At 61.3% G+C, this 21,539-nt stretch carries 17 protein-coding genes; 8 read left to right on the top strand and 9 right to left on the bottom strand.

Translation table 11 applies throughout. The annotated features are described in order from the left end of the window. The first annotated feature begins 72 nt into the window (after positions 1–72). The 6 genes from BSQ44_RS05805 (at position 73) to BSQ44_RS27890 (ending at position 6,477) form a co-directional block, all read left to right on the top strand. Positions 73–1,044, top strand: a complete 972-nt coding sequence (locus BSQ44_RS05805; RefSeq protein ID WP_072602356.1) for a hypothetical protein — start codon at positions 73–75, stop codon at positions 1,042–1,044. Between the two features lie 218 nt (positions 1,045–1,262). Then, a complete protein-coding gene (locus BSQ44_RS05800) occupies positions 1,263–3,086 on the top strand; it encodes an ATP-dependent nuclease (RefSeq protein WP_072602355.1) in 1,824 nt (607 codons plus the stop codon). Positions 3,087–3,412: 326 nt separating this feature from the next. Then, the gene (locus BSQ44_RS05795; RefSeq protein ID WP_072602354.1) at positions 3,413–3,997 is read left to right on the top strand and encodes a recombinase family protein; all 585 of its coding nucleotides are present in this window, start codon (positions 3,413–3,415) and stop codon (positions 3,995–3,997) included. A 289-nt stretch (positions 3,998–4,286) separates the two neighbouring features. After that, complete coding sequence (locus BSQ44_RS05790; RefSeq protein WP_072602353.1) at positions 4,287–4,838, top strand: hypothetical protein; 552 nt, start codon at positions 4,287–4,289, stop codon at positions 4,836–4,838. Next, complete coding sequence (locus BSQ44_RS05785; RefSeq protein ID WP_157894516.1) at positions 4,787–5,722, top strand: hypothetical protein; 936 nt, start codon at positions 4,787–4,789, stop codon at positions 5,720–5,722. The genes BSQ44_RS05790 and BSQ44_RS05785 overlap by 52 nt, the downstream gene beginning before the upstream one ends. A gap of 512 nt (positions 5,723–6,234) precedes the next feature. Beyond that, a complete protein-coding gene (locus BSQ44_RS27890; RefSeq protein ID WP_072602350.1) occupies positions 6,235–6,477 on the top strand; it encodes a DUF982 domain-containing protein in 243 nt (80 codons plus the stop codon). Between the two features lie 227 nt (positions 6,478–6,704). On the opposite strand, the gene BSQ44_RS05770 is transcribed toward BSQ44_RS27890, so the two are convergent. Continuing rightward, positions 6,705–7,894, bottom strand: a protein-coding gene (locus BSQ44_RS05770; RefSeq protein WP_114579923.1) for an IS3 family transposase whose coding sequence is annotated in 2 segments (ribosomal slippage) — positions 6,705–7,642 and positions 7,642–7,894 — 1,191 coding nt in all. Because the reading frame shifts where the segments join, the coding sequence is not laid out codon by codon here. Between the two features lie 1,117 nt (positions 7,895–9,011). Here BSQ44_RS05770 and BSQ44_RS05760 point away from each other — a divergent pair. Next, complete coding sequence (locus BSQ44_RS05760; protein WP_072607887.1) at positions 9,012–9,242, top strand: hypothetical protein; 231 nt, start codon at positions 9,012–9,014, stop codon at positions 9,240–9,242. A gap of 332 nt (positions 9,243–9,574) precedes the next feature. Further along, on the top strand, positions 9,575–11,419 hold the full coding sequence (locus BSQ44_RS05755) for a methyl-accepting chemotaxis protein (RefSeq protein WP_072602347.1): 1,845 nt from the start codon (positions 9,575–9,577) through the stop codon (positions 11,417–11,419). Between the two features lie 648 nt (positions 11,420–12,067). On the opposite strand, the gene BSQ44_RS27425 is transcribed toward BSQ44_RS05755, so the two are convergent. The 8 genes from BSQ44_RS27425 to BSQ44_RS05715 form a co-directional block, all read right to left on the bottom strand. Next, positions 12,068–12,754 (bottom strand): BA14K family protein, encoded by a 687-nt coding sequence (locus BSQ44_RS27425; protein ID WP_072602346.1) that lies wholly within the window; start codon positions 12,752–12,754, stop codon positions 12,068–12,070. Between the two features lie 204 nt (positions 12,755–12,958). After that, complete coding sequence (locus BSQ44_RS05745) at positions 12,959–14,395, bottom strand: amidase (RefSeq protein WP_072602345.1); 1,437 nt, start codon at positions 14,393–14,395, stop codon at positions 12,959–12,961. Then, positions 14,392–15,591, bottom strand: coding sequence for a serine hydrolase domain-containing protein (locus BSQ44_RS05740; protein WP_083534514.1), 1,200 nt, complete (start codon positions 15,589–15,591; stop codon positions 14,392–14,394). The genes BSQ44_RS05745 and BSQ44_RS05740 overlap by 4 nt, the downstream gene beginning before the upstream one ends. 61 nt (positions 15,592–15,652) lie before the next feature. Beyond that, positions 15,653–16,687: an extracellular solute-binding protein gene (locus tag BSQ44_RS05735; RefSeq protein WP_072602344.1), complete on the bottom strand. Its 1,035-nt coding sequence runs from the start codon at positions 16,685–16,687 to the stop codon at positions 15,653–15,655. Positions 16,688–16,716: 29 nt separating this feature from the next. Next, positions 16,717–17,520, bottom strand: a complete 804-nt coding sequence (locus BSQ44_RS05730) for an ABC transporter permease (protein ID WP_072602343.1) — start codon at positions 17,518–17,520, stop codon at positions 16,717–16,719. Continuing rightward, positions 17,513–18,433 (bottom strand): ABC transporter permease, encoded by a 921-nt coding sequence (locus BSQ44_RS05725; protein WP_072602342.1) that lies wholly within the window; start codon positions 18,431–18,433, stop codon positions 17,513–17,515. Before BSQ44_RS05725 ends, BSQ44_RS05730 begins: the two co-directional genes overlap by 8 nt. A gap of 3 nt (positions 18,434–18,436) precedes the next feature. Then, on the bottom strand, positions 18,437–19,534 hold the full coding sequence (locus BSQ44_RS05720) for an ABC transporter ATP-binding protein (protein WP_072602341.1): 1,098 nt from the start codon (positions 19,532–19,534) through the stop codon (positions 18,437–18,439). A 154-nt stretch (positions 19,535–19,688) separates the two neighbouring features. After that, positions 19,689–21,308, bottom strand: a complete 1,620-nt coding sequence (locus BSQ44_RS05715; RefSeq protein ID WP_072607885.1) for an amidohydrolase — start codon at positions 21,306–21,308, stop codon at positions 19,689–19,691. Positions 21,309–21,539: the final 231 nt, after the last annotated feature.

Here is a 21,539-nt window from a genome sequence, read left to right as displayed (position 1 = left end):
ACTGTCGCGAGCATGGCGAATGCTTCTCATGACCTGAGACCGTGATAACCTTCCTTAGTGGGGGATTTGCCAATGGGCGAGAAGGTGTTTCTGACGGTTCGGCCAGCCGAGCGTGATGAAGTTTTCACAGACATGGTGCGCATTCACCGAAGCCATCGCATCGACAGTGACAACAACATCATCCCGGCCGGGAAGGTCATCCGCATTGACCATGCCGGGAAACACGCGTTTGCAATTGCTCGCGGCCTACCGGACACGATAGCACGGTATCCCGAAAAGGACCGCGTGATCCTGATGGATGAGTTCATGCGGCAGCGTCTCTCCGTCAGCTCTGGCGACAAGATCGACCGCCGCGGGATCACATCGGCCAGCCAACTTGAGCGCATTCTCTGGTATCTCCAAGCGACGAACCCGGCCGTCCATGTTCCCGCATGGCTGGCGGTCATCTCCATCGGACTAGGCGTGCTGTCGATCCTTCTGTCGCTCGCGCTCGCGTCGTCCTCAGCACAGGAAAGCTTCGACATCGACTTCTCGGAAGTTCCGACGGTTCATTTCCCCACAGGTGATCAGATCGTGTCCGCCTATCCCGCCTTTGAGGACTACTCGTTCATGCTGTTCGACATTTGCGATGCATTCGACTTCACCATCGATAGTGGCGACTGCCTGATTTATCCTATGAACGCCTCCATCGGCGGCAACGCTCTTGCTACCGTCGTCGATGGAAACAAGGTCATCGTCTACGACCGTGCGCTGTCACCTCTCGTTGGCTACGAAGGTGCCGAGATGATCATCGCTCATGAGCTGGGGCACCATCACTGTAGGCACCTCGGCAGGTCAGTGGACCCGCGTCACGAACTGCAGGCCGACGCTTTCGCTGGCGCCGCGGCTAAACTCATGAGGAGGTCTCTCGAGGCCGCGCTTTCGGCCGTATCGGTCCTCGATGAACGTCCTTCCCGCACTCATCCCGGCCGACAGGATCGTGTTGCGGCAATTACAGCGGGATGGAATGATCCGGGAGCTGGGAAAGCTTGCGAGTTGCCCTAGCGGCGCAAGTCTGACGGGTGGTAGCGGAGCGGACCGGCAGAAGACGCCCCCCCCCTTTCGAACATACGCTGGAACACTTCGGCCTCACAGAAGCAGGCTTCATCAGACGCGAGTTGAGGGTGGTCCCTTCTTTATCAGGTCGGGGAAACGTACGAATTGATCTTGGTGTTCTGGCGGGCCATCTTGCACCGGTAGTTGTATCACCTCGGGGCGGGGCAATGGACTTTGAAGGCTTTCAGGTCACGAACTATCGGAACATAATCGACTCTGGCTGGATCAACGCCAACCGCATTACTGCCTTCGTAGGTCAGAACGAGGCTGGCAAAAGCAACCTCTTCGAGGCGCTTTACACGTTGAACCCCATCATCCCGGGAGCTGACTATAGCCTTGATGAGGACTGGCCGGTCGACCGATGGGATGGGCGTAAGACGGCGACGGGCAAACTGGTCTGCAAGGCACAATTTGCCTTGTCGAAGGAGGAAATTAAAGAATTGGCTGAGGCGGCGCTTATTACGCCTGAGGTCGATGAAGAGGAAGACCCTTCCTCCGCGTCGCCGCTGCCCGAAACTGTCCGGATTGTTCTCTGGCGCGATTATGGCGCTCAGACCGGATTTAAGGTGCACGACTTCGCCGATGGAATATTAGATGAGGATAAGGCCGTGGCTTGGGCGAAGGCGAATGTGCCCAAGTTCGTTTATATCCACGACTACGAGATGTCCGGCGCACAAATGGAGCTAGATCAGCTCAAGCAGCGGCTCGACAGCGTGGGGGGTGATAAGAACCGGCACAAGCTGAGTAACGAGGACCAGACGATCCTCGTCATCCTCGACCTTGCGAACATCGATCTCAATGACTTCATCAGAAAGGGACAATCCGCCGAGGGGCGCACCGTTCGCTCTTTCGACAAGCGGTCTGCCTCGAAGTACCTGAGCCGACAGTTTGCCAACTTGTGGCAGCAAAAGGAGGTCAATTTCGACATCGAGATTGACGGTCCTACCCTTAACATTTTTGCCGAAGACGCGGCTATCGGAATGCCCGTGCGCCTCCACCGACGTTCAACGGGTTTCCGCTGGTATGTCTCCTTCGCTTGGAAGTTCACCCACGCGACGCAAGGCGAGTTCAAGGATTGCGTGCTGCTCCTAGAGGAGCCGGGAGTGCATCTGCACTTCTCCGGACAGCGCGACCTTTTGAAGGTTTTCGAGCGCCTCGCTGAGCACAACACCATCCTCTATACGACGCACTTAGCCTCCATGGTCGAGCTTGCGCACCCTGAGCGCGTGCGGATCGTAGAAACAAGAGACGGCCACCTCGCAATCACACAGGGGATCGTCAGCGCGCAGCGGGAGCCAATGGCGGTCATAGAGCAGAGCCTCGGCCTCACCGGTGATCAAAGCGGGCTACTCGGTAACCGACAGGTGCTCATCGTGGAAGGCGGTGACGACGCAATCATCCTGCACAAGTTGTCGGGGCTTCTAGCGGCCGCTGGCAAAGAGCGCCTCTCGGACCGCATTTACATGTGGCCGGCACATGGCGCTTCTAAGACGCCGATGTATGCTGGTTTCGCAATTGGACAGGGCTGGGATGCAGGCGTGCTTCTTGATAGCGACGCGGCGGGGCACGCCGCTAAGGCGAAGATCGACGAACTGTACGTTTCAAAGCTCGCGGCAGAGAAGGCCAAGCGGTTCAGAACGTTCATGCTAGGCAAAGCGTCGGGTACAAAGAAGACCGATTTCGCCGTGGAGGACCTGTTCCCCGATAAGTTCTATCTCGGATGCGTGAACACCGCGTTCGGACTGGCAATCAAGCTCGAGGACCTGCCGGAAGACGGATCTGATATGATCACCAAGCGTGTCGAGCAGGTCCTCAAGGCCCGGTACGGAATGTCGGCGCTCGATAAGCGACGTGTTCTCGCCGAGATGTGGAACCACTTCGACAAGTGGAGTACGGCTTCGGATCTTCCCGCAGGAACCGAAGCGAGTGCGCAGAAGCTCTTCAAGGCCATCAACGCCGCATTCACTGACGAGACTCAGAGTTCGCAATAGATCAGTTCCGGCACTTTCCACCGGCATCTACGAACCGGCGAAGTCGCATTAGCCGGACCGCAAGCGAATTTCCGCTTACTACTCACTCCCGTTGCGGGCTTTCATGTCGAGTGTGAAGCGTCAGATTGCACCACTAGCCGCAAACGGAAATGGTTAAAATACTTTCGGGAGGGCTCCGCCTTCAGCTAAACGCGCCATTCTAAGTACACAACAGTATCTCTATCGTGCCGTGTTCCACAGGACCTTGCCCCATTGAGGCACCGGTGCCTGTCCGTGGTTGTGTCCCACTAAAATCACTTTTGACTTTTGGCACACACTGTGCCGATATGTCTAAGATGCTATTGGTACAGGGGACGATCATGGGCGCGATTGTAGGCTACGCGAGGACTTCCACCACTGAGCAGGTCGCCGGGCTAGCGGCGCAACAGCGGATGCTGGAAGCCGCAGGCGTCACGAAACTGTTTTTGGAGCGGGTATCCTCAGTGGCCGCCCGTCCCGAACTCGACCGGGCAATTGAGTACCTTCGAGAGGGCGATCAGTTCGTGGTGACGAAACTGGACCGGCTGGCGCGGTCCGTCGCTGATCTGGTCCGGATCACCGAAGTGCTTGCCCGGAAGGGTGTCGGTCTCAAGATCCTCGATCTGAGCCTCGACACGTCCACGCCCACCGGCAAGCTGATGCTAAACCTGCTCGGTAGCATCGCCCAATTCGAGCGCGAGCTTATGCTGGAGCGCCAGCGCGAGGGGATCGCAAAGGCGAAGGCGGAAGGAAAATACAAGGGTCGCGCGACCACGGCCCGGGCCAAGACGGACGAGGTCCGGAAGCTGACAGAGGCCGGCATGGGGCCGATGGAGATCGCTCGCCGACTCGATATAGGCAGATCGTCGGTTTACCGTATTCTGGCAACATGACTTCTTGCCATCGGGATCGGTTGCAACCTGTTGCAAAGAAAAATTGAATAAGATCGTCTTTTATCTGGGATATGTTGACGAATAAAGAGTACTTTGCTAGTATAAAAACGTGAAACTATTGACAGAATGCTCACGTGTTGCTAGGCATGAATGGCTACGCGGAGCCAGATGGTCGGGGTCCGTCGCCCAAGCGGATGCCGACCGTCGAAGCCGAGCAGAACGCGTCTTTGGGCACATCCGTTTCCTTCCTGTCGGTGAACCTCTGGCGCTGTATGAGAAGGAACGCCCAGTGGCCGCACCACACCATTCAAGCCATAGCTCGCAGCGAAACAACGTCGTTGCGCTGACCCAGAGAGATCGTGTCGCGTATCTGGACACCAGCCGCAACGAGGATGTCACATCCTTACGGTTTTACGCGGACGCTACCCGAGAGCTTAACCGGGTGTGGCGGCGTCACCTCACCCTCGCAGAGTACGGCCTGCTCGCCTTCATCGTGGACAACACGGTCGGCTGGAGAAGGCTGTCCCACCGCTTCACGGCTAGGTTCATCGAGCACGGGGACCATCGTACCTGTGGTCTGGGGTTGAAGCGCAGGCAAGTGGGGGAGCTTGTGAAGTCCCTCGAAGAGAAGCGGTTCATCGTGGTCGACCGGGCGGAAGCCCACCTCGGGCTCCTCATTCACGTCAATATCGAGTGGAACGAAGACATGCTTCCTACGCCCGAACGCCTGAAAACGGTCCCTGAAGCTGAAACCCACACGTCTTCAGAGTGGTTCGAGGGCCATGAAGGGTGTGCGGAAAACTGCGCACCATTAAAGAGGAACTTCCAGAAGAAACCTTAGAGGAAATTGGTCGGCCCTCGCCTGCGGCGATTGCGCGACCGGTTGCCCTGACGGAGGAAGAACTGTTCGGGGATCAATCCGGAGAGATCGAGACTTTCGCCTCACCCGGAAGAACCCCATCCCCCCAAGTTGCGATGCCCCCCCCTTCCCCATCCGTCTCGACCTTCGACAAGGAAGCGTTCTTGCAGCAGCGGCGGGAGGCGGCGAAGTCCGACCGGTCAAGCTTGAGACCCGTTGCAATCGAGAAAACCTATCGGGCTGCTTTCGAGAAATTCTACGCTAATCGCCCCGGCCTGATCCTGACCGCGTGGACCGCCAAGGAGCGTGGCATGGTCCGCCAGTCGATCCTTTCGAAGTGGCCGGGCAGCGCCGAAAGCGCGCATAAGTTCATCGAATGGGTGGTCGACAACTGGTATCTGATCCGAGGCATCACCTTCGACTGGATGAAGAAATCCCCTCCCCCGGAAGTCCCCGAGATCGGCTTCATCTGCCAGTTCCGCGCCAACGTTATCGGCGCGTATAACAAGCACCTTCGCGGCGAGTTTCTGGCGAAGTTCGATGACGCCGACCAGCGCGAAACACGCCGGCTGATGATCGAGAAGGGCCTGCCCGAGGACAAGGCTCGCATGGAGGTGGCCGAGGCCCGCGCCCGGATCATGCTGCGCGAGGAGCTTGCCAAGAAGCAGGCCAACGTCAACCACGTCTACCGGATGACCAAGGCGCTGGAGAAGCGCATGCGGGGTCGCCCCGCTATCGATCCGCGCTCCGAGACCGCGCGCCGTATGGCGCAGGAGCGGGCCGCTGCTGCCCCGGTTCCCGAGACGCAAGAGGCGATGGATGAAGGGCTCACCGCCCTGTTCGCCGCGATGAGCGAGGAATTTTGATCCTTCTGCTTCGTGCGGAAGAGGCATCTGCCAGCCCCTCTGTTGAGCCTCTCTGTGGAGGGGGGCTGTCATGCGCGATCCACCCCCCAACGCGCGTGGAGCGTCTCCCCTATTCCAGCAACCCCAGATCCGCTTTTCGATAATCAAGTTTCCGGCCCGCCACAGTCGCGAGCGCCCCATCTAGCGCTTCGCGAGCACTTTCGAGGTCGCGATACTCATCCGCGTAGGGGCTCAAGCGCGCGTACGCTTGGATTATTGCAGTGCGCAGATGTAAAGCTCGCTGGAACAGTTCGGTGGCTTCATCGGCGGAAAGCGTGTCGGTTCGGCGCCGACGGGGCATAAGAACAAATTAGGAACAAATGCCTTCCCAGGTCAAGCGGTCATGGATTGCGCTTCAGCCTCCCTCAGCCTGCTCCTGTCATACGCAGGGCCACCCTCTCCCGGACAACGGCAGGCATCAGTTCGGAACAAGCCTATGGCCGACGCTACACCACTTGACTAGATAATATCCAATGGAGAGAGGATGGTTCGATTTTCCCGTGGTGATTGCGGTTGAAGGCGTAGGCATTCGCAGCGTCAGAAGCGCGAGGGAAGCCGCCATCATTCTCCGGTCGCAATGGCCGGCGGAACGAGGACGGAGACATGAAATCGCGATGAAGGCATGCCAGAACGTGATCGAAGGTCATGTCGCGCCTGTGCTTTGCCGACGCGCGTTTGAAGCCGCCGCGCGGGAAGCTGGCATATTAAAGGAGTAGACGGCAGTACTGCGCCAGCGCCATCGATTTGCTTGTTTCGGACGCTCAACCTTCGTTTACCATCTGGTACATTGGCCTACACGCATGAAAAATCGCCTTCGCCCGCTGTCCACCGATGGTTTGGCATTGGAGACCGGGGCGCTGAACGAGGGCCAGGATCTGCCCCGTGTTTTTCCTGTCGGAGTGCGTAGCGAGAGGCGTGGACACGATGACCTGCCACTGAACTTTCATCCAGCGGCGGTTAGAGCCTTGGCCGTTTCTGTTACGCCGTAGGGCGCGGTTCGAGCAACCGGTGGAGACGCGAAGCCCTTATCGAGCGAAGCGTCGGAGGCGGTTGCGGCGAGAGTTCCGGCGAAGGCCGCCGGGGTCTGGTATCCGAGCGAGGAATGAGGTCTCGCAGAGTTGAAGTCCTGCCGCCACTCGGCGATGGCGTTGCGGGCGTGGTCGAGGCCGAAGAACAGGCTCTCGTTCAGGAGTTCGTCGCGCATCCGGCCGTTGAAGGATTCGACGTAACCGTTTTGCATGGGCTTGCCCGGCGCGATGTAGTGCCATTCGACGCGATGATCCTTCGACCAGGCGAGGATCGCGTTCGAGGTGAACTCCGTGCCGTGGTCGGAAACGATCATGTCCGGCTTGCCGCGACGGCTGATCAGATCGGTCAGCTCACGGGCCACCCGACGACCGGAGATCGACGTGTCGGGGATGGCGCCCAGGCATTCGCGGGTCACGTCGTCGACGATGTTGAGCACGCGGAACCGCCGCCCGCAGGCAAACTGGTCGTGCACGAAGTCCAGCGACCAACGCGCGTTCGGCCTCGCCTCGACCAGGATCGGCGCCCGCGTGCCCACCGCGCGTCGCCGCGCCCGGCGCTTGCGCACTGTCAGCCCCTCCTCGCGGTAGAGCCGATAGATGCGGTTGATCCCTGATGGCTCGCCCTCGCGCCGCAGCAGGATGAACAGGCGCCGATAGCCGAAACGCCGGCGCTCGTTGGCGAGATCGCGCAGCCGGCCGCGCAGTTCGGTCTCCGGCGCCCGGCACGACTGGTAGCGGATCATCGTGCGATCGGCACCGACGATGGAACAGGCCCGACGCTCCGACAGACCCATGACGGCCTGCAGATGCGCGACGGCTTCGCGCTTGGCGGCGGGCCCTACCATTTTTTTGACAGGAGCTCGCGAAGGGCCGAGGCTTCCAGCATCTGCTCGGCGAGCAGGTTCTTCAGCCTCCCGTTCTCGTCTTCCAAAGCCCTCAGGCGCTTGGCGTCGGACACGTCCATGCCGCCATACTTCGCCTTCCAGTTATACAGCGTCGCCTCAGAGACCCCGTGCTTGCGGGCCAGGTCACCTGCCTTCGCACCCGCCTCGTGCTCGCGTAGAACCCCGATGATCTGCTCTTCCGTAAATCGCTTTCGCTTCATCTGTCCGTCCTTCGATCGAGAGCCGGACTCTAACTCCAGGTGGAGGAAAAACTCAGTGGCAGGTCACGATGTGCGGCATCCTCTCTTCCAGTGAATGGATGCCGGCAGCGCTTAGGGTTCTGGGGCATTAGTCACCGTCTTCGCTGCCGGCGGCGGCACAACGGCCGCCAATCGGGAAAGTCGACGCGATTTCGAAGGTTCCGCCGCGATGGCATTGATATCTTGTTTGCTTGCAGCAAAGGCCATGGGAAGTAAGAGAAGAAGTGTTCCTCGGTACCTTCTAAGGCGAGCTCAGCGCTTGCGTTTAGGTTTTCGCCCCGGGTTGTTCCAATCCGGGCTATTTGAAAGCTCCTCGCTCAACTGACTCCGAGGGAGCGGGCAACGAAATGCCGGCCTTGTTGGCGGCGTCCGCGAACACCTCGCGACCTTCTGCGAGATCGGCTGCTGTTCAGGCACTATCCATAGCTGTCAGTACCTACTTGCCGAGCCGCTGTCTGCTTTGCGATCTATTTGATCCGACCATCCGGTGAGTTAGATCTCAGTGGCCATTTCTGGCGCCGTCACTGCACGTGCGACTTTTCCTTCGCGTGTGAGCGACACGCAAACAGGTGGGGATGACTAGTCGGGCAAACGCAAACCTCATTAGCCGGCGACTTAATTCGGCAGGCACCAGCAATCTACCTTCCAATCAATCGCAGTGGTCAAATCCCAAAAGAAGCGCCCGCCGAGCGATGGCGAGCTCCGCGGGCTAACGCAGACAACCTATAGGGGGAGGTTGCAGCTTTGATACTTACACGCGAAAGTTAATCGATAGTTTCCCTGCTCGTTTACCATCAGATCAGCCGACACGCAGAGGAACCGGGAACATTGATGCCCGCACCCTATTTGAAGATCCGACCATAGGGGTATGGACATGTCCTTGATCACAGCACTGTCGGTATCATTTTTCGTCGGGTTAACCGTGACAGCGGCAGTTCTGGGCATACCTTAGGATTACGATCTCTTCGGTCGTGGGGTAGGGTCTTAAGTCGCTCGATTGCTCAGGAGCGAGTCGGTTCCTTACGCGTTAGGATGGGTGAAGTTGGTTCTCCTGTGCCTGCTGGCGGAGACTGCTGCGATGATTGGGAAATCAAAGGCAATCTACGAACGCGGTACCTTGAGGCCGAGCGAGATCGATCTCCTACAACGGGCCCTTGTTGTGGTATGCGCACGACGTAAAACCAAGCTTGAGAGCGAAGATGGGCGAAAACTCGCTCTTGACCTGATCGCCCTTTTCGAAGGCGGCATGAGAGATGAGCAAGACCTCATCAATACCTTTGGATATCGCCCGAGGAGCGAGGAGAAGTAGGACGTTTCGCCTTGTCACCGCAGGAAATACATTTCATTTTTTGCATTTGGGTTGTGGACAGCCACACAACCTTGATGCTTAGCGCCGTCGCTCCCCATGTATCAAATGTGTATTTACATCCTGGAAAGGCCGACCTCGAATTTTGAAAGTACTGTTAAAGCCTTCCTTGGGGAGGGCGACTGAGACGGCGCCTACCTTTCAGGCAGGCTGTTGTCATAACGATTTGCGCCTCAAGACGCTCTCCGCGAAAAGCAATAATCTTTCATAACAATTTTTTAGCGTTTCACGAGCATGATTGACGCGTAGGACATCAACTTCTGGGGTGGGAGCCCATGAATGTGCGCATAAAGCATCTTGTGACAGCGGTCGCCACGGCGGTTGGCCTCGGCATTGCCGCGACCTTAGGCATTCAGACCTATGCGCTACAAACGATCGAAGTGAATGGGCCAATCTATGATGAGATTGTCGCCGGCAAGGATCTAATCGCCGACATACTACCGCCGCCAATGTTTCTGGTTGAGTCCTATCTCCTAGCCAACGAAGCAGAGGTTCATCATGAACTTGCCGAGCAGAACCTCGCTCGGATCAAGGAGTTGCGAAACGAATATCAGGAGCGGCGAAAATATTGGAATGACTACCCCCTAGCAAAGGAACTACGCGCTCAGCTGGAAAACGAGGTCCTGCCGAAAGCCGATGCATTGTGGGCGACGCTACAGGGACCGTTCGCGACCGCTATACGCACTGACGCAGATCTTTCGTCCATTATGGACAGGATGCGCGACCAATTTCACATCCACCGAGATGCCGTGGTGAATTTGGTGGAACTATCAAGCGATTTTCTGATCAGCCGCGAACAAGCTGCCGCACGTAGCGAAGCACTCCTGAGCGGCCTGTCATTAATAGCGGGCATACTGACGTTGCTGGGCTGTGCGCTCGGTGCCTGGCTCATCCGCGCCCGCGCCCTCGTTCCGCTTGATCGCATGTCGAAGTTTATGCTGACGCTGGCGGAAGGCGACTTCTCGCGAGAGACGCCCTATCCCAATCGAAGGGATGAAATCGGCGATATGGCTCATTCCCTCGCAGTGTTCCGACAGTCCGGACTCGACAAGATCCGCCTTGAAGAGGAAAGCCGCAATACGCAACGCTGGACCGAAGAGGAACGTGCCGCTCGACTCGCCGAACAGCAAGCAGAGGCTGAACGTCTAGCTCATGTGGTGCGCGATCTCGGCGCGGGTCTAGGGCGGCTTGCGGATTGCAACATTCGCATGACGATTGACGTGCCGTTTGCGCCGCAATTCGAGCCTTTGCGTCACGACTTCAATAACTCGATCGGGCTTTTCCAAGCCGTATTGGAGCAAGTGCTCGATAAAACGAAGGCACTGTCGTCGGGCGCGTCCGAGATGCATGCGTCCGCCGACAGCCTTGCACAGCGCTCGGAGCAACAAGCGGCTGCACTTGAAGAGGCCTCCGCTGCGCTAGAGCAGATTACCGCCACCGTAAGGTCGGCAACGGAAATGACGTGTCAAACACGTGGCCTCGTCGCCGAGGCGCGCAATGAAGCACTCGCCTCGCAACATGTTGTTCAAAATGCGGTCGCGGCGATGAACCGCATCGAAGACGGATCGAACAAGATCGCTACGGTCGTATCGGTAATCGACGAAATCGCATTTCAGACCAATCTGCTAGCACTCAACGCCGGGGTCGAAGCCGCACGGGCCGGTGAGGCGGGGCGCGGGTTCGCAGTTGTAGCGCAAGAGGTGCGTGAATTGGCGCAGCGCTCGGCAGTGGCAGCCAAGGAGATTGCCCAGATAATCGATCACTCGACGGGTGAAGTAGAGGCTGGAGTCCGTTACGTCGGAGAAGCTGGATCGGCTCTGACGAAGATTTCAAACTATGTGGCGACAATTGACGGAAACATGGAGGAGATCGCCCGGGCGGCCAACGAACAGACGACGGGGCTCGATCAGATCAACACATCGGTTAGCGAACTCGACCGCATGACGCAGCAGAACGTTGGCATGGTTGGAGAAACCACATCCGTCTCGTTCATGCTCGCCGAAAACGCGCGAACATTGTCCGGATTGGTTGGTCGCTTCAAACTCAATCGCCGAGCCAGTATTCGCGAGCCCGGTTCCCCAGCCGCCCTAGCCCGCTCCGATCGTCGCCACGCCGCATGAGTCAGTAGCTACAACTTGGTGTCGCGAGGGAGTTCGCCTAATCCCGAGAGACACTCGCGACCTTGCACCAGCACTACACATGGCACACATAATCGGTACACAACCTCACCTCCCATGTGATTTAAGCATTGATAATCTTAAGTTTTTTCTGAAAGGGAGTTCTCCGTCTCGGCTCCGCCATGCCATCCTGACGCCCTACGGCTGGCCCTGGTTCTGTCGCACCCGTTGAAATGTCGGTCCGGCTGGAGGGGGTCTTTTCCACGAGTCCCAAAGGCGTACTCTCACCGACAGGAAGGCCAAGTCGGCGCTCAGGAGATATCGCCAGAAACTTTCTTTGGGGCGAACGAAAAAGAGAGCGCGGCGGCCAGCCCCATCCCTGTGGGCCGGCGGAATGGTTTTCTCTACAGGCCAAGATTGCGAGTTGATAGCGGCATGACGTCGGTCGAAATGCCTCCTCTCATATGAGGGAGGCTGGATCGGTACACAGAAGCGGTACACAATTAGGAGTATTCGCTCCATACTTTTTTGATTTTGTTTAATTTTTTCCGCCGGGGAGCTTCTCCGATTGGCTCCACCAGCTTCTTCCCGGCTATGATCAGGCCTCGAGCGCCAGCGACTTCCCTGCTGATCGTGGCAGGGATCTATATCCTACTCGCACTGTCGGCGCGGACCCCCGCCATAGGGCTGGTAGGAGTTGTCGTCCGGGCGGTATGACCGATAGCGCGCAAAGCAGGACTGGATATGCTGCGGCGAGAGATAGCCGGCAAAATCGCCGGCCATTTGCACGTCGCGCGCGCGCCCGTCTTCGGCGGACGCGATGACGTCGTCGACGTAGGGCGAGACGCATTCCCGCAACGCGCCGCTGTAGGCAACATAGCTGTTGTCTTCGGTACGATAGGAGCGGTAGCGGCTCGAGCACCATCTCACATGGGCCGCGCTCAGTCCGGGCGCATTCCGCTGATCATATCCGTCGACGGACGCGGTGGTGACTGTGTCTATGGTCGGTTCCGCCTCGACATCGAATTCGCCTTCATCCGACAACACCAGGCTTCGGGCCATGAGGGCTTTGTTCTCGAAGACGCGACCGGACGGCGCATCACCCGCGGTTTGCTGGGGCGGATCATCATTCACGCTCGGTGGGGGCAGCCGCTGAAGCCCGTCGCCAGCCTTGCTCACCACGGTCGGCTTGGGCGTCCAAAGCCCGGCGGTATCGCGGCTCGGCTTCCATACGGGGACCGGATCGGCAGTGAGGAAGATAATCGCTGTCAGGAACCCGGTGCCAAAAAGGCCAAGCGTGGTAACGCAAGCGCCGATAATCGTGAGGAAGATTTTCATGTGCACCCCATTTGGCCGACTTCGACGTAAAAATGTCGGCGCGCGCGAACGGTTCCGATCGGAAGACACGAAACGGGAGCCGTCCGCGCTGCATCCGCTTCGACATGTGCGCGTCGATCGATGCTCGCAACGGTGCCTGGCGATGACCGTGGCCAGCTACGCCTGGGGACCGGCCATTCTATGTGATTTGCAGGGATCGAAACTTCAGGCCGATCCCAGCGCCGGCCGCCCGGCAGCGTCGGCATACCACGCCCCGCGCGCGGTCTCGTAGGCCATGCCGGCGCGGAAGACGTCGGCGTCGCTGTAGGTGCGGCCCACGATCTGTATGCCCGTCGGCACGCTGTTTCCGGCACGCCCCGAGGGGACCGACAGCACCGGGCAGCGGCTCAGCGTGTTGAAGGGCGTGGTCATCACCCAGCCAAGCGACGGATTGACCGGCTTGCCGTTGATGCTGAGTTCGTCCTTGGACTGGTCGTGTCCCGCCGGCGCGGCCGGCAGCGCGTTGGTCGGGCAGATGAAGACGTCGTATTCTTCCAGCAGCGGCCCGAGCGTCGCATACATGGCGCCCGCGACCTCGAGGCTGTGGACGAAGTCCGTGGCCTTGGAATTTGCACCCTTCTCGGCGAACTCCCTGGCGTAGGTGGTCATCTGGTCCCCGTGCTCGGTCAGGAGCTTGGAGATGAAGGCGCCGAACAAGTGTTCCAGATACCCCATCCCGGCGGCGAGCGTGTCGGCCGGCCAGCCGAGATCGACCTCCTCCACGGTCGCGCCGAGCGAGCGGAAGACGTCGAGTGCGGCCATCGTGTTGCGCCGCACCTCCTCGTCCACCTCGAACAGCCCCAGATCGATCGAATAGGCGATCTTCCAGCCCTTGATCGGCTCGTACTGCGTGGGCAGCCGCAGTTTCGGGCGGAGCGATGCGATGTCCTGCGGGTGCGGTCCCGCCATGACGTTCTGGAACAGGATCGCGTCCTCCACCGTGCGGGCCAGCGGCCCCTCGTGGCAGTAGAAATCCAGATTGAACGGCGCCTCGCCCGGATTGCGTCCGTAGGGCGGCTTGAAACCGACGACGCCGCAGCACGAGGCCGGAATGCGGATCGAGCCGCCGATGTCGGAGCCAGTAGCAAGCGTGGACGTTCCCGCCGCCAGCGAGGCGGCCGATCCGCCGGAGGAGCCGCCCGGCGTACGGTCGGTGTTCCACGGGTTGCGGCTGATGCCCCAGGCGCGCGACCAGGTGTAGGCCGCGCAGGAAAATTCGGGCGTCGCCGTGCGCGCATGCACGATGCCGCCCGCCTTCATCAACCGCTCGTTGACCGGCGAGGTGTGCGGCGCGATCATGTCCTTCAGGATCAACGAGCCGCCCGAGGTCGGCTTGCCTTCGATGTAGCTCTCGTCCTTGACCGCGACCGGCAACCCTTCCAGCGCGCCGGTGCGGGCGCCGCGGGCATACTTCGCCTCCGCCTTGCGCGCCAGGTCCATCGCCTCGTCGAAATGGCGGTAGGTGAAGGCGTTGATCGCTTCGTGCGTCGCCTCGGCCCTCTCGATCACCGCCCGCATCAGTTCCACCGGCGACAGCTTCTTTTCGCGGAAGAGCGCGAGCGCCTTCGAGGCGGGCATGTAGCACAGATCGAGATCGGTCATTTCAGGGCATCCGCGATTGTGTGGACGGCGGCGAGCGTGGCCACGCTGAAGGACACGCTCGAGAAATCGGGCCAGCTCGACAGTTTCACCGTCACCATTCGGGCGTCGAAATCGACATGGATGAGCTGGCCGAAGACGCCGCGGCACATCAGGTTGCGGCTGCGCGGATCCTCCACCCAGAACTGGTTTCGGTAGGACGCTTCCGGCATGGACGGGCTGAAGTCCGGCCCATGCACGTGGCCGGACCGCGTCGCCTCGATCCACTCGGCCGGCACGATGCCGCGGCCGCCGTCGAGGATCAGCTGCCCGAAGCGGGCGTAGTCGCGCAGCGTGGCGTTGAACCCGCCGTCGGCCAGCGCATATCCGGCACGATCCACGGTGAAGCAGGCGCTCTCCTCCGCGCCGATCTTCTGCCAGAGTTCTTCCGACACCAGCTCCGCCAGGCGCCTGCCGGTGACCCGTTCCATGGCGAAAGCCAGCACGTCGGTCTCGATCGAGCGGTACTCGAAGCGCTCGCCGTGCGGGCGCACCGTCTCCTTGAACGACAGGATGAGGTCCCACATGTGCTGCGGCCATTCCGCCGCCGGGTCGCCGGCCGGCGGCACGGGCTTCCAGCCGCAGGCGACGTCGACCCTGCCGATGTCGGAGTTCGGGTCTTCGTAGGCCTCCACGAAGCGCACGCCCGTCGTCATGTCGAGCACGTGCTGAAGGCTGGCGCCGCGCCAGGCCGTGTCTTCGAGTTCGGGCAGGTACGTCGTGACGGGAGCGTCGGGGTCCATGACGCCGCGGCCGACCAGAATGCCCGCGACGCTCCCCGTCACCGATTTCGCCATCGACTGCGACAGGTGCAGGGTGCGCGGCGTCATGCCGTTGAAATAGCGCTCGTAGGCAACCGCCCCGTCCTTCAGGACCAGGAAGCCGTCGGTGTAGGTCTCGTCCAGCAGCCTGCTGAGCGTGGTCGCCGCCCCGTCGGCGCCGGCAACGGGCAGATGGTCGAGGTTTTCCTCGCGGCGTTCGAGCCGCGCGGAATGGCCGGTGCCGCGCCACACCTCGGCGGTCGGCGTCATCTCGCGCATGTGCTGGAACGTCCAGCGGTTCCACGGTGCCCGGTCCCATTCCATGGGCGGCGGCACGAGCGCGGGCGGTGAGCCGTCCATGATGGGCGGCCGCGGATCGGTGTTGCGGTAGGAGGTCATGCTGCGGAGTGCGAAGGAGGGAGGCCCCGGCGCGTTCGCGCCGGAGCCGGGAGGGACGGTGCTACTTCTGAAGCTCGGTCCAGATCGCGGTGTAGAGGTCGCGTGCCTCCTGCGGGCAGGTCAGCATGAACGAGCCGGCGCTCTGCAGTTCCTCCGGAACGACGATTTCCGGCGCCGTCTTCATTTCCTCGGGAAGGAATTCCTCCGAGCCGTCGATGCCGTTGGCATACTTGGCGAAGGCGGAGATGAGGGCGGCGTTCTCGGGCTTCATGATAAAGTTCTGGAAGAGCTTGGCGTTCTCGACGTTCTGGGCGTCCTTCAGCACGGACACGTTGTCCATCCAGATCGGGTAACCTTCCTTCGGATAGCCGTAGTGGATCTTGGGGTCCTGTTCGCGCATGCGCAGCGACGCCCCGTTCCAGTTCACCGTCGCCAGGAAATCGCGCTTGGTCATGGCTTCGATGTTGCCGTAGTTCATTGAGATCCATTTCGGCTTGGCTTCGAGCAGCTTGTCGCGGACCTTCTTCAGCACCTCCTTGTCGGCGGTGCAGGGTTCGCCGCCCATGTAGGTGATGGCGAGGTGCATCACGTCGGCCATTTCCGGCACGACGTTGATCTTGCCTTCGAGTTCCGGCGGCGGGTCGAGGAAGATCGCGGAGGTGTTGATGTCGCCGTCATAGTCGGCGGTGTTGACGGTCACGCCGGTCGTGCCCCACTGCCAAGGCACGGTGTACTTGCGGCCCGGATCGAACGGCACGTCCTTCCAGCGGTCGGCCATGTATTTGAAGTTTTCCATCTGGTTCGGATTGGTCTCCATGAGGAGCCCTTCATCGAGCCAGATCGGAATGACGCTGGCGGACGGCACCACGATGTCGAACCCGTGGCCGCCCTGGCGCACCTTGGCAAGCGCGGTGTCGTTGGAATCGTAGTCCGTTATGGTGACGTCGACGTCGTATTCCTTCTCGAACTTCTCGATCAGTTCGGGGTTCGTGTAGTTGCCCCAGTTGTAGATGTTGAGCTGCCCTTCGGCGTTCGCGGCGCCGGGCGCGGCAAGCATAGTCAGCCCCAGGGCCGTAGCGGTCAGTTTCCAGTGCATGGTTGTTCTCCCATTTTCCTGCTTGTTGGTTAGTCCCGCTTCCTGCTGATGAAGAAGAAGATCGTCACGATGCCGACCGAGATCAGCAGGAACACGGTCGAGATCGCATTGATCTCGGGCGTCACGATACGGCGCAACTGCCCGAGCATGTAGGTCGGCAGGGTATCCTGTCCGCCCGATTTGACAAACTCGGTAATGACGACGTCGTCGAGAGAGATGACGAAGGCCAGCATGAGGCCGGCGATGATGCCCGGCCACAGCAGCGGCAGGGTCACGCGGCGGAAGACGTTCCACGGCGTCGCGTAGAGGTCGGCGGCCGCCGTCTCCAGCGACAGGTCCATGTTCTCCAGCCGCGCGCGGATCGGCAGATAGGCGAAGGGGATGCAGAAGGCCGCGTGCGCGATCATCAGGTAGCCGAGCCCGGAATAGCCGGTCGCGATCTTGATGCGCGAGAAGAAGATCAGCAGCGCCACCGCGGTGACGATCTCCGGCACCATCAGCGGCTGGTTGATGAAGGCGTATTTGAAGGTCAGGCCGCGGTAGTTGCGCGTGCGCGTCGTGGCCAATGCCGCCATGGTGGCAGCCACGGTCGCCACGACGGCCGCGACCGAGGCGATCTGCACCGAGCGGATCGAGGCGCTCACCACCTGTTCGTTGTTCCACGCCTGCTGGAACCAGCGCAGCGAAAACCCTTCCCAGATGGCGATCGAGGTTCCCGCGTTGAAGGCGAAGACCACGACCAGCGCCATCGGCAGATAGAGCAGGAAGAAGCAAATGAGCGCGATCGTCGGGAAGCCCGTCTGCTGCCTGATGTCGAAGCGCCGGCTAGCCATGCCGCTTCTCCGTGGCGCCCGCATAGCGCACGTAGACCAGCAGCGCCGCCATGACGATGACGAGCAGCGTGATCGAGAGCGAAGCGCCGAGCGGCCAGTTCCGCCCCTGCCCGAACTGCAGTTCGATCAGGTTTCCGAGCATAAGGTTGCGCCCGCCGCCGAGCAGGCGCGGCGTCACGTAGGCGCCGAGCGATGGGATGAAGACCAGGATGGAGCCCGCGATGATCCCCGGTTTCACCAACGGCAGGATGATGCGGCGAAGCACCTGGAGGCGCGTCGCGTAGAGGTCGTATCCCGCCTCCACCAGTCGGAAATCGAGCTTCTCCATCGAGGCATAGAGCGGCAGGACCATAAGCGGCAGGTAGACGTAGAGCATGCCGAGCATGATCGCGGTATCGGTGTAGATGATCTGGATCGGCGTGGAGATCACGCCGATCTTCATCATCACCACGTTGAACAGGCCTTCGTTGCGGATCATTTCCTGGATCGCGAAGGTGCGGATCAGGAGGTTGGTCCAGAACGGAATGGTGATGAGGAACAGCCAGATGGCGCGGGTGCGTTCGGGTCGCGTGGCGATGAAATAGGCCGTCGGGAAGCCGAAGATGAAGGCCAGAACGGTGGTGAAGAAGGACAGTTTTATCGACCGCCAGAAGATGGCCAGGTGCGCGTCCGCCAGGGAAAGCGTGTCGTCGAAGATGTCGCGCTGCAGGACGACCCCGGTCCAGGCGTCGGTCGAAAACTGCCACTTCACGTCGCCGTAGTTTCCCGGCTCCAGGAAGGAGTAGACGACCACGATCGCCAGCGGCCCGACACCGGCGAAGAGGATGATGAGAAGCGCGGGTGCCGAGAGAAGCCAGCGCTTGCGGATGTCGTCGCTTTCGGCCTTGCGGGCTGTCTCGGCGGCTTGCGACATCGGCTAGTCCTTCAGGACCTGGGCCGCGCCCGCGCCGATCACGATCGAGACCGGATCGCCGATCGCCGCCGCGCCGCGGTCCGTCCGCGTGTTCTGCCGACGCACGATGAATTCGCCGCCGCCGCCGTCCAGGTCCACGTGCAGATGCGTGTCGGTGCCGAAATAGACGATGTTGGAGAGCCGTCCCGACAGCTGCCCGCCCTCGGACGCCAGCGCGGCATGTTCGGGCCGCACCACCACCGTCACCGATCCCGACGGATCGACGCCCTCGGCGACCGAGGCGTCGATCACCGCGCCCGACGAAAGCTTCACCCGCGCGGTATCCCCCGCGCGTTCCTCGATCGTGCCCTCGAGGAAATTGGTCTCACCGATGAAGTCGGCGACGAACCGCACAGCCGGCCGGTCGTAGATGTCTTCGGGCGAGCCGATCTGGAGGATGTTGCCGGCCGACATCACCGCGATGCGGTCCGACATGGTCAGCGCCTCCTCCTGGTCGTGGGTGACGAAGATGAAGGTGATGCCGGTCTCGTGCTGCAGGCGCTTCAGCTCGATCTGCATCTCCTTGCGCAGCTTGTAGTCGAGCGCCGACAGCGGCTCGTCCAGGAGTAGCACTTTGGGCTGCGGCGCCAGCGCCCGGGCGAGCGCCACGCGCTGCTGCTGGCCGCCCGAAATCGCCGCCGTCGAGCGGTTGCGCAATTCCTCCATGCGCACGAGCTTCAGCATTTCGTCGACGCGGGCGTCGACCTCGCTCTTCGGGCGTCCCAGCATCTCGAGCCCGAAGGAGATGTTCTTGGCCACCGTCAGGTGCGGGAAGAGCGCGTAGCTCTGGAACACGGTGTTGACCGGCCGCTTGTGCGGCGGCAGCGGGGCGATGTCCTGCCCATGCAGCAGGATCTCGCCGTCGGTGGGAAAGTCGAAGCCCGCGATCAGCCGCAGGAGCGTTGTCTTCCCGCAGCCCGAAGGCCCCAGCAGCGTGAAGAACTCGTTCTCGCGGATCGACACGTCCACGTTCTTGAGAGCGACGACCTTGTCCGGTCCAAAGCCAAAGACCTTGCTGACGCCCTTGACCTCGATGGCATTCCGTTCCGGTGTCTCCGGCAAGATCCAGCCCCGCTCCTGTCGTCGCCCCGCGTCTTCGCGCCGGGTCTTTAAAGTTCCCGCTCGATGTCAGCACAAGGAGCTCGCCTTGGCAACCGGCTTGTTGAACGGCCATTCAAAACCGGCAACCAGAGAGAAGCAACCTGCGTGCCAGTCGTCAGGCTTGGTAGGTGATCTTTCCTCCGCAGATGGTCGTGACCGGACGGATTTCGTGCAGTGCGTCGGGCGCCACCGCATCGACGTCGCCAGAAAGAACAACGATATCAGCCAGATAGCCGGTCTTCAATTGCCCCTTCCGATGCTCCTCGAACTGGGCATACGCGCCTTCGACGGTATAGCCGGCGATTGCCTCGTGCAGCGAATAGGCGTGGTCGGGCAGGTCGTCTGCCCACCGCTTGCGCACAACTGCCGCCTGTATGCCCGCGATGGGGTCGATCGGCGACACCGGCCAGTCGGAGGCGAATACGACGTGCGCGCCGGTTTCCTTGATGCTGCGCCAGGCATAGGCGAGACGCCAGCGGTCGCGGCCGATCTTCGAGACGGTGGGTTCGAGCGGCAGCCCCATGGAGCCGGGCGGATGCGGCGGCTGCATGGAGGCGATGACGCCGAGTTCGGCAAAACGCGGAATGTCGGCGTCGGTGGTCACCTCGATATGCTCGATGCGGTGGCGGCTGTCGCGCGCGCCGTTGGCCTTTCGGGCCGCCTCGTAGCCGTCGAGCACGGTGCGCACCGCCGCGTCGCCGATCGCGTGCACGGCGATCTGCAGCCCCCGCCGGTCGATCTCGGTGGCAAGTGCTGCGAATTCCGCGTCGGAGAAATACGGCTCGCCGCGCCAGTCGCCGTCGTCGGCATAGGGCTCGATCATGTGGGCGGTGCCGGAATCGATGACGCCGTCCATGAACACCTTGACCATGCCAGACGAGACCCACTCCGAAGCGTAGCTGTCGGCCATGGCCGACGCCTTCTCCAGATCCTCCAGCGTCATCGGCTTCTTGTAGTGGAACGGTACCTGCGCGCGGCAGAGCAGTCCGCCCTCCTTCTCGATCTCGGCCAGGATCTGTAGCTGGTAGAGGTTGCCGTCCATGTTGTGGAACGAGGTGATGCCGTGCTCGGCCGCGTAGGCGAGGCCGCGGCGCATGATCTCCTTGTCAGCCTCCCATTCGGCCGGGCTTGGCCAGCGCTCCGGCTCGCCGCCGGTCTGGATGCCGAGCCGCACCCGGCTCTCGCCGGCAAGGTGCACCACGGGCGTCATCGCCTCGCCCTCGCGCAATTCGCCGGTCGCCAGCCCGTCGGCGCCCATCACCACCTCGTTGCCGGGACTGACCGCCTTGCCGTGGAGCACCCCAGCCATCTCGAGCGCCCTGGTGTTGGCCCACATCGTGTGGTGGTCCGGCGCCACCAGCGCCACGGGACGGTCGGCAACGATGCGGTCGAGATGGTGCCGGGTCAGCGTCTCGCCCTCGCCCAGGACCGTGTAGTCGCAGGACTGCCCGAACAGCACCTTGTCGTCCGGCCGCGCGGCGGCATATTCGCGCAACCGCTCGCCCAGCGCGTCGATGCCCTTCACGCCGAAGAGCTGGAGATGCACGAGTTCGGCCGCTCCCATGAACAGATGCACGTGGCTTTCGATGAAGCCCGGCAGCACGGACCCGCCCCGGGCGTCGATCACCTGCGTCCGCGGACCCTTCCATCCCTCGGCCTCCGCGGCCTTGCCGACGAAGGCGATCGTACCGTCTTTCACCACGACCGCCTCGGCCGAAGGCATAGCCTCGTCCATGGTGAGCACGCGGGCGTTGGTGACGATGAGGTCGGCTTCTTGCTTCACGATCGGCTCCGGTTCGGAATGGACGGCGGCTCGCAGGACTGCGGCCACGCCCATTTCGCCGGTGTCTTCCCTGCCTTGTCAACGCACCACCGCCGCGCAACGACGTGTGGCAAGGACGATGCAGCGCCTAACGACCGCTTCTTGCGGTCGCTCCCCGGTCCGGATATGCCCGCTGGGCATTGT

The sequence above is a fragment of the Aquibium oceanicum genome (assembly GCF_001889605.1).
Taxonomy (GTDB): Bacteria; Pseudomonadota; Alphaproteobacteria; order Rhizobiales; family Rhizobiaceae; genus Aquibium; species Aquibium oceanicum.
This window is presented reverse-complemented; position numbering and strand designations above follow the sequence as displayed.

What these genes read in the sequence shown, in the direction of transcription:
- BSQ44_RS05805 (WP_072602356.1), top strand. Translation starts at nt 73, where the DNA reads ATGGGCGAGAAGGTGTTTCTGACGGTTCGGCCAGCCGAGCGTGATGAA.
- BSQ44_RS05800 (WP_072602355.1), top strand. Translation starts at nt 1,263, where the DNA reads ATGGACTTTGAAGGCTTTCAGGTCACGAACTATCGGAACATAATCGAC.
- BSQ44_RS05795 (WP_072602354.1), top strand. Translation starts at nt 3,413, where the DNA reads ATGTCTAAGATGCTATTGGTACAGGGGACGATCATGGGCGCGATTGTA.
- BSQ44_RS27890 (WP_072602350.1), top strand. Translation starts at nt 6,235, where the DNA reads ATGGAGAGAGGATGGTTCGATTTTCCCGTGGTGATTGCGGTTGAAGGC.
- BSQ44_RS05760 (WP_072607887.1), top strand. Translation starts at nt 9,012, where the DNA reads ATGATTGGGAAATCAAAGGCAATCTACGAACGCGGTACCTTGAGGCCG.
- BSQ44_RS05755 (WP_072602347.1), top strand. Translation starts at nt 9,575, where the DNA reads ATGAATGTGCGCATAAAGCATCTTGTGACAGCGGTCGCCACGGCGGTT.
- BSQ44_RS27425 (WP_072602346.1), bottom strand. Translation starts at nt 12,754, where the DNA reads ATGAAAATCTTCCTCACGATTATCGGCGCTTGCGTTACCACGCTTGGC.
- BSQ44_RS05745 (WP_072602345.1), bottom strand. Translation starts at nt 14,395, where the DNA reads ATGACCGATCTCGATCTGTGCTACATGCCCGCCTCGAAGGCGCTCGCG.
- BSQ44_RS05740 (WP_083534514.1), bottom strand. Translation starts at nt 15,591, where the DNA reads ATGACCTCCTACCGCAACACCGATCCGCGGCCGCCCATCATGGACGGC.
- BSQ44_RS05735 (WP_072602344.1), bottom strand. Translation starts at nt 16,687, where the DNA reads ATGCACTGGAAACTGACCGCTACGGCCCTGGGGCTGACTATGCTTGCC.
- BSQ44_RS05730 (WP_072602343.1), bottom strand. Translation starts at nt 17,520, where the DNA reads ATGGCTAGCCGGCGCTTCGACATCAGGCAGCAGACGGGCTTCCCGACG.
- BSQ44_RS05725 (WP_072602342.1), bottom strand. Translation starts at nt 18,433, where the DNA reads ATGTCGCAAGCCGCCGAGACAGCCCGCAAGGCCGAAAGCGACGACATC.
- BSQ44_RS05715 (WP_072607885.1), bottom strand. Translation starts at nt 21,308, where the DNA reads ATGGACGAGGCTATGCCTTCGGCCGAGGCGGTCGTGGTGAAAGACGGT.